Genomic DNA, 12,062 nt, shown 5'->3' on the forward strand with positions numbered 1-12,062 from the left:
TCCCATGCTGAACCGGACGATCCCGAAGACTCTTCCGGCGGGTGTGTCCGCCCCCGGCTATGATCCGACCACCATCCGGACCGGCATCGTTCATTTTGGAGTCGGCAATTTCTTCCGGGCTCACGAAGCCTTCTATGTCGATCGTTGCCTGGCGCTGGCGGGGCAGCAGGATTGGGGGATCGCCGGTGTCGGGCTGACGGCGGGGGCGCGGTCCGAACGCAAGGCCAGCCAGTTCACGGAGCAGGACTGCCTTTACTCCCTGACCGAGGCCGCTCCGGACGGTGCGCGGACAGTGCGGGTCATCGGTGCGCTGCATGCCTATCTGCTGGCCCCGGCCGATCCGACGGTCGTGCTGGACCTGTTGGCCGATCCAGCGGTGCGTATTGTCAGCATGACGATCACCGAAGGTGGCTACAACATCGACGAGACGACAGGGGCGTTTCGCCTGGATAACGCTGCGGTGCGGGCTGATCTGGCCGGTGATGCCCTGCCGACGACCATTTTCGGCTTTGTTGTCGAAGCTCTGGCCCGTCGTCGCGCCGCCGGGAGCGGACCGTTCACCGTGCTTTCCTGTGATAACCTGCGCCATAATGGCGATGTGGCGCGGACGGCGTTCCTGGGGTTCGCCCAGGCGCGCGATCCAGATCTGGCGGCGTGGATCGAGGCCCATGTCACCTTCCCCAACGGCATGGTCGATCGCATCACGCCGTCGGTGGACGACGCGATTGCTCGCACGTTGAATGCCGCCAGCGGTCTGGACGATGCGCTGCCGTTGGTGGCCGAGGATTTCACCCAATGGGTGGTGGAAGACCGGTTCTGCGCCGGCCGGCCGGCGTTGGAGCAGGCGGGCGTTCAGTTCGTGGCCGACGTGACCGGCTATGAGCACGTAAAAGTACGGATGCTGAATGCGTCGCATATCCTGTTGGCCTTCCCTGGCATCTTGCTGGGCTATCGCCAGGTGGATGAGGCATTGCGCGACCGGGATCTGGCGCGGTTCGTCAACGCCTATCTGGAACTGGATGTGATTCCGCGCCTTGATGCGCCGGCTGGCCTAGACCCGCAGGATTACCGGCGCAGCATATTGCGGCGTTTTTCCAATCCGGCGATGGCGGACCAGTTGCTGCGGATCGGAGGCGATGGATCGTCCAAGATTCAGGTTTTCTGGACCGAAACGGTGCGGCGCGTGCTGTCCGATGGTGGCGATCTGCGGCGTATCGCCTTCGGCATCGCGGCCTATCTGGAAGCGTTGCGCGGTGTGGATGAAACGGGCGTGCAATATACGCCCGCAGAACCGACGCTGGATGCCGCGCAACTGGAACTGGCCGATGCCGAAGACCTGCGCGCGGCGCTGGCCCTGCCTGCCTTCGATGGTTGGCGCGACGTGCGGAGCGTTGCGTTGACCGATGCCATCGTCGCCGCCCGTGAGGCCATTCGCGCAATCGGCGTGCGGGCCGCGCTGGCGGAATGCGGTGGTTTGGCAGCCTGACGGCGCCGCCTTGCTGGCGTGTTAGCCCGGTTGCACGGCACGGGTCATCAGCCGTGCTTTCGGGTCGTAGCTGGCGAGAATGGCGGTGGCCTCCGGCTCGTCGATCGGGGTGAATCCGACACGCAGCCAGTAAGCTCCGGCACTGCCGGTCGCGATGAGTGCAATGCGCGACAGGCCGGCCGATGCTGCACGTTCGGCCAGGATCGCCAGCGCGGTGGCAGGGGCGCCCTGACCCCTGGCGTCGGTCAACAGTGCGATATCGTGCAGATACCAGCAATCCGGCCGTGCTGGCAGCGCGCCCAGTGCGCAATCCAATGCCGGCGGGGCGGCGGCGCACCAGGGATGGCTGATGACATAGCCTTCGAGCCCCGCGCCTCGGTCGAGGACCAGGCAACCGACGGGGCATAGGGCGAGCCGTTCGGCGAAGACTGCTTCGCCTTCGGGATAGGCGGGATGCACGCGCGCCGCGATATCCAGCACGGCGGGCAGATCGGTCGGATGCATGGTGCGCCAGCTTGGCTGGCGGGAGCCTGGTATGGATGTGGCAGTCGGCATGGGCGGCAAAAACGCTCTCGACAGGCGGGCGACAACTCCAGCATAGCATGCGGCGCGCAGGCGGACAGTGCTGGCGCTATCGGGAGCGGGAGACGGTGTGGGATGGAGGATGCGCGTCTGACGGTGCGGATCGACGCGCATGACGCGCCGCTGCTGGGTCATGGCAAGATCCGCTTGCTGGAAGCCATCGGTGCCAGCGGTTCGATTTCCGGCGCTGCGCGGGCGATGGGGATGTCCTATCGACGCGCGTGGCTGCTGGTCGAGGCGATGAATGCCGCCTTCGCGGAGCCGGTGGTGGCGACCCGACCGGGTGGGGGCGGTGGTGCCGAGTTGTCGCCGGCCGGGATCGAGATCCTGCGTCTGTATCGCGAGATCGAGGAGCGGGCAGCACAGGCGGCCCTGCCGGCGTTGCGCGAACTGGCTACGCGTCTCGCACCGCGATGAGGGCCGTGTGCCATTGCGTTGATCATTTCATGTTTGGGAATTGTCACAACGCGCCGCAATGTGGCCACAGGCCTTTGTCATAATTAAGAGATTGCCTGTATGGCTTTGGAGGCGCCGACGTCAGCGGCGCTGCAACGCAACCCGCTGGCGCTCTGGCGCCGGTGGCAGATCATGGACGGATGGCGTTGCCATGCGCGGCGTTCGGGGAGCAAGGATGTTAAGACGCGATCTCGTGAAGACCGGAGCGGGTGTCTCCCTGCTGTCGATGTTGGGGGCAGGCGCCCGCGCCGCCCATGCCGACGCACCAGGTGCGCCCTCACCGACCGGCGCCTTCGAGGCAGGCACGGTGCGCCGGATCGCCCAGCAATTGTCGCGCCGGCCCTATCGTGCGCCCGAGCAGACCCTGCCTGCGGCGATTGATTCGATGAATTTCGATCAGTACCGCTCGATCGCCTATCGCGAGGACCAGGCGCTCTGGCACGGCCAGAACCTGGCCTTCGACGTGGAATTCTTCCCACGCGGTTTTCTCTACCGTCCCCGTATTGAGATCTATGAGGTTGTGGACGGCAAATCGGCGCCGGTGCCCTATAATCCCGATCTGTTCACCTATGGCGACCCGAAGCTGAAGGTGCCGGACAATGTGGGTTTTGCCGGGCTGCGTCTGCGCTATGCGATCAACACGCCGGGCGTAATGGAGGAATTCTGCGTCTTTCTGGGCGCGTCTTATTTCCGCGCGGTGGCCAAGGGGCAGAATTACGGCCTCTCGGCCCGTGGTTTCGCCGATGGCACGGGCAATCCGAAAGGTGAAGAATTCGCGCTGTTCCGCGCCTTCTGGCTGGAAAAGCCACAGCCAGGGGTCGATTCCGTGGTGGTGCATGCGCTGCTGGACAGCCCGTCGGTCGCGGGGGCTTTCAGCTTTACCATCCGCCCGGGCGACATGACTGTTTTCGATGTGCAGTCCTATGTGTATCCGCGCACGAAGATCGACGAACCGGGCATCGCGCCGCTGACGGGCATGTTCTATTTCGACGCCAACGACCGCAATCATGTCGATGACTGGCGCCCTGCCGCGCATGACAGCGAAGCACTTTCGATCTGGACCGGTAGCGGCCAGCAATTGTGGCGGCCGCTGCGCAATCCGCGCGACCTGCAATTCTCGGCGTTCTCGGACAATTCGATGCGCGGCTTCGGGCTGATGCAGCGCAAGCGGGCTTTCGCCGATTTCGAGGATCTGGCGCTCAATTACGAAAAGCGTCCGTCGCTGTGGATCGAGCCGATCGGCGACTGGGGGCCAGGTGCGGTCGATCTGGTGGAAATCCCGACGCCCAACGAGGTGAACGACAACATCGTGTCGTTCTGGCGCCCCAGCGGTGGGCTGGCGGCGGGGCAGGAATATGCCTTTACCTATCGCATGTACTGGGGTTGGGATACGCCCTGGCCGACCAAGCTGGCGCGGATTGCCGCCACCCGTGTCGGTGCGGTGACCGATGATCCGGCCGCGCGGTTCTTTGCGATCGATTTCAGCGGCGCGCCATTCGAGAATTTGCCGCCGGATGCCAAATTCCATCTGGTGCCCAGCAGTTCGGCCGGGACGATCCGCAACGTCGTGGTCGAACCCGATCCGGCCATCCAGGGGTGGCGCACGACATTCGAATTCGCACCGGGCAACGCCAGGATCGCCGAACTGACTTGCGTCCTGGCCAATGATGCCGGGCCGGTCTCCGAACAATGGACCTACCGATGGACACCCTAGGGCTGCGCGCAGAGATGGGCATGGGAGACGGATCCCGGCCGGGGACAGGCGATGGTGGCGCGTTTCGGGCCCTGCCGGACGAAGCTCCGCTGGAGATGGCGACGCAATCGCTGTCCGAACCTCCCCTGACGCATGGCCGGCCGCGCGTGCCGGTTACCGAGCCTGCGCTGATGGCACTGCGGCGGCTGGCGGTGATCGGTTCGGCCACCCTGCTGACGATCTATGGCGCCTACGCGATGAACCGGGTGCTGAACTCGGTGGGGTACTCGGTGCTGGGCGTGATCGTGCTCGTCCTGTTCGTGCTACTGTTCCAGTGGATTGCGCTGGCCTTTACTTCCGCCGTGGGCGGTTTCGTCTCGCTATTGCGTCATGGTGGTCTGGGGCTGGGGATTGCATGCGACGGGGAATTGCCGGCGCTTTCGACCCGCACCGCCCTGCTGATGCCGACATATAACGAAAGTCCGGGACGGGTGATGGCCGGCCTGCGCGCCATGTATGACAGCATGGCGGCGACTGGCCGGCTGGATTCGTTTGATTTCTTTATCCTTTCCGACACCACCAATCCGGATGTGTGGGTCGAGGAAGAGGCCGCGTTCCTGGCTCTGCGGGCAGCGACGGGTGGAGACGGGCGCATCTTCTATCGCCGGCGGCCACTGAACACCGAGCGCAAAGCGGGCAACATTGCCGAATGGGTACGTCGTTTCGGCGGAGCCTATGCCCAGATGGTCACGCTGGACGCCGACAGCCTGATGGCGGGTGGGACGGTGGTGCGCATCGTGGCTGCCATGGAGCGCAATCCGGGCGTGGGCCTGATCCAGACCCTGCCGGAAATCGTCAACGGCACCACGCTGTTCGCGCGCATGCAGCAATTCGCGGGCCGGGTCTATGGTCCGCTGATCGCCCACGGCATTGCCTGGTGGCACGGTTCGGAGGGCAATTACTGGGGGCATAACGCGGTGATCCGCACCCGTGCCTTCGCCGAGCAGGCGGGCCTGCCCCATCTGCCGGGGCGCAAGCCGTTCGGTGGACATATCCTCAGCCATGATTTCGTCGAGGCCGCGCTGATGCGCCGGGGCGGCTGGGCCATTCACATGGTGCCGGGCCTGCCCGGATCGTACGAAGAAAGCCCGCCGTCGCTGACCGATATCGCGATCCGCGATCGCCGCTGGTGCCAGGGCAACCTGCAACATGCCAAGGTGGTGGGGACACGGGGCCTGAATTGGGTCAGCCGGATGCACATGCTCATGGGCATCGGCTCCTATGTTACGTCGCCGCTGTGGCTGCTGTTCCTGCTCGCGGGCATTTTGATCTCGTTGCAGTCGCGCTTCGAGAAGCCGGAATATTTCGGCGATACCAAATCCCTTTATCCGAACTGGCCGCACGTTGATCCGGAACAGGCGAAATATGTGTTCATCGGCACCATGGGGATCCTGCTGGCACCCAAGCTGCTGGCCTATGTCGCGCTGCTGTTCGATCCGGCCACTCGTCGGGGCTGCGGCGGAGCGGTGCGGGCGGCGTTGTCTGTACTGGTTGAAACGCTGATCGGCGGGCTGGTCGCGCCGGTAGCGATGCTGATCCAGACCTCGGGCGTGCTGTCGATCCTGCTGGGACGTGATTCGGGCTGGAACGCGCAGCGCCGCGACGATGGCGGGGTGCCGTTCATGGATACGGTGCGGGCCTACTGGATTTACATGCTGTTTGGCCTGGTCCTGGGCGCCTGTGCGTGGAGTGTGTCGATCCCGCTGTTTCTGTGGATGACGCCGGTGCTGCTGGGGTTGGTTTTCGCCATTCCGCTGGCAGCGACAACCAGCAGCCGTGATGCCGGCCAGGCCCTGCTGCGGGCCGGGCTGCTGCTGATTCCCGAGGAAACGTCGCCGCCGGATATCCTGCGCCGTGCCGCTGCCGCCAACGCCGCGCGGCCGGAGGCCGAGGGTGGCGAGGCAATCCATCTTCTGCTGGCTGATCCCGGACTGATGGCCGCGCACCGCGCGATGCTGCCGCCGCCACGCCGGCCGGGGGACCCAATCAATCCCGACCTGCTGGTCGGGTTACTGAAACTGTCGGAAAGCCCCGATCCGGACAGTGCGGTCAAGCGGCTGCGCCGGACCGAAAAGGCTGCCGTGCTGGGTAGCGCGGACGGTCTGGAGCGGCTCGACGCCCTACGCGGCGGTGAACGGCGCGGCTGAACGATTTGGCAGGGCGCGCCGGTATTCTCTGCCCCTGCCGCTTATTTCGGGGCAGGGCCGGGCTGGTCTAGGGTCGTGCAGGCCCGGGCTACCTTGGGATCGCTGCCGTGCTTGTCACATAAGGCAGTGGCGTCGGCAGCGCAGGATTCGACCGCGGTTTCGAAATCGGTTTCCAGTACGTCCCGAGCGACTGCCATATCGGGGTCATTGGTCCGCTTCTGTTCGGCTTCCAGCGTGTCCTGCGTCTTGTGCAGTTCGGTCAGGGCATCGACGCATGACTGGCTCGTGGAATTTGGATCACTCTGCAGCACTGCCACGATCTTCTGCAACTGCACCGCAGGGGGAGGAGCGGCTGCCTCATCGTCGTCGGTCTGCGCGAAGGCGGGGGAGACGGCGAGGGTGCCGGACAGGAACAGGACTGCAAGCCGGCCAGGATGGGTAATCGTCACACTGGGTATTCCACTGGTGCGAGGCCCCGGGGACGCGACGCGCGCTTCTCGACGGCGATCCCGTGCTTTCCCCGGGGAACGCCGGGCCGGGTCGGGCAGCGGCGGCGCGGAATCGGCGGGACTATGGCAGGAAGTGCCGGAGGACGAAAGGGTGCCCGGCGCAGCGTCTCTCTGCGCCGATCGATGCGTTCAGGGTGTGGGCGGGTTGAGGGCGGCATGGTTCTGTAGCAGCAGGGCCTGCATTTCCTGATCGGGATTGCCGAGCCAGCTTTGCAGGAAAGGCTGCCGTTCGTTCGGCCGGGTATGCAGCAATCCCCAGGCGGCGTGGCCGTCTGCGGCGAAAACGATATCGAGCTGGTTGTTATCGCAATCGTGGGGCTTGCACAGATGCCCCAGCAGGTAGCTGCGGCCGCTGGTCACGAGCCGTGCTACGGGCGTCGAGGTCGCCTGCCCGCGACTGACCCAGTCCGGAAGGCGCTGCATGACGACATAGGCCCGGCGATAGGGCGCTTCGAGCAACAGGTCGGCTGTCTGCGGCTGTTCGGCGGCCCAGCCTGGGTGGCTGATCAGGAGCAGCAGGGCGGGGCATGCGTGAATGAAATGGATAAGGCGGCGCGGCACGTCGGCGTGGCTCCCGGAATATGGCGAGACGATAGGATGGTTCGGACGGTTGAGCGCCTTCGGGTCTGTCGGATACCGTCGCGGTAAGGTATCGATGACAGGCCTCTCTGTCGCCCGGCATGCTGGTCATGCCGTGTGAGGTCAGAGACGCTTATCTCGGGTGAGGGTTTACAATATCCTTTCCTCATTCGATTTTTTACCCGGAAAATGCCTGCGGGGAGGATCCTCCGATCGCCGCAAATCGCATCGTGATGTCCGGCGTTCTCGTCAGGGTTACTCTGGACAGGCGGTTGCGCGCCATGGAGACGGTCTTCCGGGCTTTCCGCTGCCCGTGCAGAGTACGTCTGTCTGGTGTATGATCTCTCTTCACCAGTTGCGCGCCGACGCACCCGTCAGTTCAGGAATATCATCCCCGCCATGCGCCTGCGCTCCGCTCCCTCATCCATTCTGCCCAGGCTGCCGAACCCGAAAAAGCTCAAGCTTGGGGTGCTGGTCGTGCTGGCTGTGGCCTATGGCGTACTGTTCCTGACCCTGTCGCGGCATCCCAAGCCGCCGTCGAAGCCGCGCTATACCGCCATTCCCGTGGCGGTGGTCAAGACGGCTCCGCCAGTCGGGGCCGCGCCGCCAGCGCCGGCAGTGCAGCTTCGGCCCGCACCGACGGTGGCGCTTCCACCGCCGCCGTCGGTGACGATCCGCTAGAGCGGATCGGAGCATTTCCACCGAACCGGCCTTCGGTGGAAATGTTCTTGAGCGATATCCGTTCACACTGGTCCACTGATATGGCTCTAGATTATTGTTTTATCGAGCATCTTTATCCGACCAGATGAATCCATCCGGTCGGATGATGCTTTAGGTGCGTGCCTGGCAGATATCGACCCAGACGGCATGGGTCAGTTCGGCCAGGCGGTCGGGAGACAGGCGTACGGCGCTGTTGATCGCGCCGGCGGCGGGAAGCACCGTCTCGAACGCGCGGAGCGATACGTCGCAATAGACCGGCAGCGGATCGGGCAGGCCGAACGGGCAGACGCCGCCCACCGGGTGACCGGTCAGGGACTCGACCTCCGCGCGGTCGAGCATCCGGGGCTTGTGGCCGAAGACTTCCTTGGTCTTGCGATTGTCGAGCCGGGCGGTGCCGGCCGCGACCACCAGCACCACCTGCTCGCCCAGTCGCAGCGAGATGGTCTTGGCGATCTGGGCCGGATGGGTGCCGTGTGCGGCGGCAGCCTCGGCCACGGTCGCGGTCGGCTGGTCCAGTTCGATGATATCCAGCTCGGGCGCGTACTCGGCCAGGAAGGCGCGGACGGACTCCAGGCTCATTGGGCGGGACACGAAAAGGTGGACATGGACGACGGCTCCTTGGGCTCCCGGACGCGGACAGAGGGCGCATCGTGGCCCGCATGCCCGGCGCCGTCGAGGGGGATCGGATTCATGTCGCGCGGCCGCCGCCGGAGAGGCGAAACATCGGGCCTGTCAGCACGGTCGATATCGCGGTGGGTAGCATGCGCGAGACGAAGGCGAAGGTGGAGACCATGCCGCGATGGTGCGGAGTGGTGGCGGCCACGATTTCCATCAGTCCCTTGCATTGCGGCAGAGCGCCAACCGGCTGCATCACGATCACCCCGAAAACCGCGATGATATTTATGTCGTTTTTGCCATAATTGTTATTATTTATTCGTTTTATGAACATATAGGGAAAAGGTCCGGGATTAAATCGGGAGGCGCGACGGCCTGAAAAACGCCGGAATGCCGGGGGTGGAACCGACCTATGCGGCAGACCCGGTTCTGCCATACGATGGACCTATTCCCGCCATCACGGCATGGTTCCGTGCGCTGTTGTCACAGAACATGAGAATCGATCAATGACGATCCGGAATTGCCTGCTTGCTTTCGCCATGCCGATAACCGTTCTGGCCGGGCTCTCCATCGCCATGCCGGTTGCCCGCGCGGCGGACGATGCCTGCGCCCAGTCCGGCACGCAGTCCAAGGCGCCGGGGTGGGATGTCGCCGGTCGCCTGGCCCAGCGCGAGGACTGCCTTGCCGGCCGTGGCCGGGCCTATCGCGATGGAGTGACCCAGGGTGTGCAGCAGCGCGTGCAGAGCGGCCGCAATACGGTCAATGCGGTGCGTAACATGCCGCAGACCCAGATGGACCGCGTGCGTGCCGCCGGCACGGCCGAACAGAACAGCCTGAATGCGCTGGGCCAGAAGACCCGTGCCGATGCTGCCAGCGTGCTGACGGGCGGCCTGTAAAAGCCGGTCGGGAAATGCGCGCGGGAATTGGCCCGCGCGCATTTTCATGTTGTGATGAAGTCGGCCATCGGGGCTGTTCCGGCCTCTTTAATCCCGTCGTCCATGCCGTCGGAGTGGTGGGAGTGCGCCATTTCCTGTGACGGAGAGTGGTCATGACATGTCGTTCGAAACCATAACGAGAAGGGCTCTCTGTTTTCTTCTGGTCCTTGATGCCGTTCTTGCCCTGGTCGTGGGGGGAATGTGTTTTTATGGTTTCGGCGGATATGCCTGGTTTGTGGCCAGTATCGGCTTGAATGCCCTGGCACTGTGCCTGATGTTTGGCGGTGCCGGGTCTTCCTGGATTTCGTCGGCGGCCAGTCTTGGGATCGTCTCGAACATTTCGGCCATCATTGCGCTGCTGGCAGGCAACAAGCTCCAGGTCGATGTGCATATGGGCTACTTTGCCGCGCTGGCGTTCGTTGCGGCGACCTGTGATTGCTCCGCCATCGTGATTGCCGCCCTGATGGTGGCGGTGCAGCATATCGGCCTCAATTTCTATCGCCCCGACCTGCTTTATCCTGGCGGCTGCGACAGTTTCCGCCTTGTTCTGCATGCGGCGATCCTGATCGTGGAGACGGTGGCGCTGGTCTGGCTGGCGGCCTCGCTACGTGGGGCGTTCCAGCGATCCGAGGCCCTTTCGCGGGATGCCGACCATCGCCGTGCTGAAGCGGAGCGGCGCGAGCAGCAGGCGGAAGCTGCCCATGCGGAGCAGATCAGGCTGAGCGCCGATCTGGAAGCTAGCATGGAGCAGATCCGCCGGCAGGAAGCCGAAATGGCGGCATTCATTGCCGAACTCGACAGGGCTCTGTCGCAGGTTGCCAGGGGCAATCTGCTGGCGCGGATCGAGAGCGAGGTCGCGCCCGATTATGCGCGCCTGACGCAGGTCTTCAACGCATCCATCGCGCAATTGGCGACGGCATTCCACGAGGTGAAACAGAGCATCCAGGCCGTTGCCGCGGCCTCGGCGGAGATTTCGTCAGCCGTTGGTGATCTTGCCGGGCGTACCGAGGGGCAGGCCCGGGATGTCGGCAGCATGTCGACCGGCATCGCGACGTTCTCCGACGGGACCCGCGATGCCGCGCAGTCGGCCTCCGAGGCCGGGAAACTGGTCGAGACGGTCGGGATGTCGATGGATGCGACGCTCCGGGCGATGGTCAAGGCCACGGAAACGATGGCGGTCATCAAAACATCGTCCCGTGAGATCGAGACGATCATCGGAGTGATCGACGATATCGCGTTGCAAACCAATCTGTTGTCGCTGAATGCGGGCGTCGAGGCGGCGCGGGCGGGCGAGTCCGGGCGGGGTTTCGCCGTGGTGGCGACGGAAATCCGCAATCTGGCGACCCGATCGACCGAGCAGGCCCGCGACATTCGTCAGAAGATCCGCGAAGCGGTGCTGTCTATCGATCAGGGTGTCGGCCTGGTCGGCGAGGCCGACGGGTCGCTGGGGCGGGTATCGGCTGTCATGGACGATATCACCCGGCATCTCGGGGCGATCGTCGCGTCCATGCGGACGCAGGCCAGCGAAGTCCGGCATATCGCGGATAACGTGCGGGAGATCGACGCTTCGACCCAGCAGAACGCCGCGATGGGCGAGGAAGTCACCGCCGCCTCGTTGAGCCTGGTGCGTGAGACGCGGCGCATGGAGGAGACGGTCTCCCGTTTCACTCTGCGCGAAATTTTCGACCGTGTTCCGCCGACGACGAAGCCGGCGGCGGCCTCGGCCTCCCGTGTTGCGGTCTTCGCGCCGGAGGTGGTGGACTCGGTGGCGTAGGGCCGCCGACCGCGGTTCTGCCCGGAAGAGGTATCCGGGCAGTGGACGGTTCCGGGCGGCTTTAGGCGCCGCGCTTGCGCGATGACGGCCCTGCCGCCGGGCGACGGCGGGGAGCGCCGGACGAGGGGGCGCTACGCGGACCGCGTCCGCGCGGGGCGCCACCGGGGCCGCGATCGCCGCCCCGACCACCACCGCCACCACCGGCCGGAGCCTGTGCCGCGCTGATCTGGACTTCGTCGGAATCCGTGGCGGCGACGCAGGCGCTGAAACGCTCGGCCGATGTCGTGGCGATTTCGAACAGCGTATGGTCGCCGGCGATGCGGATCGAGCCGATCTCGTTCTTGCGCACGCCGCCCAGGCGGCAGATCAGCGGCACCAGCCATTTCGGGTCGGCCTTGTCCTGGCGGCCGACACTCATGGAGAACCATACGCCGTCGCCGCGCGGGGCCTGTTCGTCGCGGGCCGGGCGCTCGCGGCGGGCTGCGGGTTCGCCGTCACGCGCCGGG

General features: G+C 65.0%; 12 protein-coding genes and 1 pseudogene. 7 read left to right on the plus strand and 6 right to left on the minus strand.

What is annotated here, in order from left to right; translation table 11 throughout:
* Positions 1 to 4: 4 nt before the first annotated feature.
* Positions 5 to 1,486 carry a mannitol dehydrogenase family protein gene (locus ABF821_RS08795; protein ID WP_415529735.1) on the plus strand — a complete coding sequence of 494 codons (1,482 nt, stop codon included), beginning with the start codon at positions 5 to 7 and terminating at the stop codon, positions 1,484 to 1,486.
* 21 nt (positions 1,487 to 1,507) lie between these two features.
* On the opposite strand, the gene ABF821_RS08800 is transcribed toward ABF821_RS08795, so the two are convergent.
* Positions 1,508 to 2,041: a GNAT family N-acetyltransferase gene (locus ABF821_RS08800; RefSeq protein ID WP_415529736.1), complete on the minus strand. Its 534-nt coding sequence runs from the start codon at positions 2,039 to 2,041 to the stop codon at positions 1,508 to 1,510.
* 102 nt (positions 2,042 to 2,143) lie between these two features.
* Here ABF821_RS08800 and ABF821_RS08805 point away from each other — a divergent pair, with 102 nt between their 5' ends.
* From ABF821_RS08805 to mdoH, 3 genes are all read left to right on the plus strand, one after another.
* A complete protein-coding gene (locus tag ABF821_RS08805) occupies positions 2,144 to 2,485 on the plus strand; it encodes a winged helix-turn-helix domain-containing protein (RefSeq protein WP_182973989.1) in 342 nt (113 codons plus the stop codon).
* 214 nt (positions 2,486 to 2,699) lie between these two features.
* The gene (locus ABF821_RS08810) at positions 2,700 to 4,238 is read left to right on the plus strand and encodes a glucan biosynthesis protein (protein ID WP_415529737.1); all 1,539 of its coding nucleotides are present in this window, start codon (positions 2,700 to 2,702) and stop codon (positions 4,236 to 4,238) included.
* 20 nt (positions 4,239 to 4,258) lie between these two features.
* Entirely contained in the window at positions 4,259 to 6,424 is a 2,166-nt protein-coding gene (gene mdoH / locus ABF821_RS08815) for a glucans biosynthesis glucosyltransferase MdoH (protein WP_415529744.1), read from the plus strand.
* A gap of 41 nt (positions 6,425 to 6,465) precedes the next feature.
* On the opposite strand, the gene ABF821_RS08820 is transcribed toward mdoH, so the two are convergent.
* Both ABF821_RS08820 and ABF821_RS08825 read right to left on the minus strand, forming a co-directional pair.
* Entirely contained in the window at positions 6,466 to 6,873 is a 408-nt protein-coding gene (locus ABF821_RS08820) for a hypothetical protein (RefSeq protein WP_415529738.1), read from the minus strand.
* Positions 6,874 to 7,062: 189 nt separating this feature from the next.
* Positions 7,063 to 7,494 carry an Ivy family c-type lysozyme inhibitor gene (locus ABF821_RS08825; RefSeq protein ID WP_310888964.1) on the minus strand — a complete coding sequence of 144 codons (432 nt, stop codon included), beginning with the start codon at positions 7,492 to 7,494 and terminating at the stop codon, positions 7,063 to 7,065.
* 417 nt (positions 7,495 to 7,911) lie between these two features.
* Between ABF821_RS08825 and ABF821_RS08830 the strand changes: the two genes are divergently transcribed.
* Positions 7,912 to 8,193 carry a hypothetical protein gene (locus ABF821_RS08830; protein ID WP_415529739.1) on the plus strand — a complete coding sequence of 94 codons (282 nt, stop codon included), beginning with the start codon at positions 7,912 to 7,914 and terminating at the stop codon, positions 8,191 to 8,193.
* Positions 8,194 to 8,343: 150 nt separating this feature from the next.
* Here ABF821_RS08830 and ABF821_RS08835 read toward each other — a convergent pair whose 3' ends face one another.
* Positions 8,344 to 8,811, minus strand: a complete 468-nt coding sequence (locus ABF821_RS08835; RefSeq protein WP_415529740.1) for a YbaK/EbsC family protein — start codon at positions 8,809 to 8,811, stop codon at positions 8,344 to 8,346.
* A 109-nt stretch (positions 8,812 to 8,920) separates the two neighbouring features.
* Positions 8,921 to 9,094 (minus strand): annotated as a pseudogene (locus ABF821_RS08840) (cation:proton antiporter); the annotation flags it as partial.
* 259 nt (positions 9,095 to 9,353) lie between these two features.
* Here ABF821_RS08840 and ABF821_RS08845 point away from each other — a divergent pair.
* Both ABF821_RS08845 and ABF821_RS08850 read left to right on the plus strand, forming a co-directional pair.
* The gene (locus tag ABF821_RS08845; protein WP_259654769.1) at positions 9,354 to 9,743 is read left to right on the plus strand and encodes a hypothetical protein; all 390 of its coding nucleotides are present in this window, start codon (positions 9,354 to 9,356) and stop codon (positions 9,741 to 9,743) included.
* 274 nt (positions 9,744 to 10,017) lie between these two features.
* Positions 10,018 to 11,556: a methyl-accepting chemotaxis protein gene (locus tag ABF821_RS08850; protein WP_415529741.1), complete on the plus strand. Its 1,539-nt coding sequence runs from the start codon at positions 10,018 to 10,020 to the stop codon at positions 11,554 to 11,556.
* A gap of 61 nt (positions 11,557 to 11,617) precedes the next feature.
* Here ABF821_RS08850 and ABF821_RS08855 read toward each other — a convergent pair.
* Positions 11,618 to 12,062 (minus strand): DbpA RNA binding domain-containing protein (locus tag ABF821_RS08855; RefSeq protein ID WP_415529742.1); only part of this gene is annotated, 445 nt, incomplete at its 5' end.

This window comes from Gluconacetobacter sp. (assembly GCF_047721585.1).
Taxonomy (GTDB): Bacteria; Pseudomonadota; Alphaproteobacteria; order Acetobacterales; family Acetobacteraceae; genus Gluconacetobacter; species Gluconacetobacter dulcium.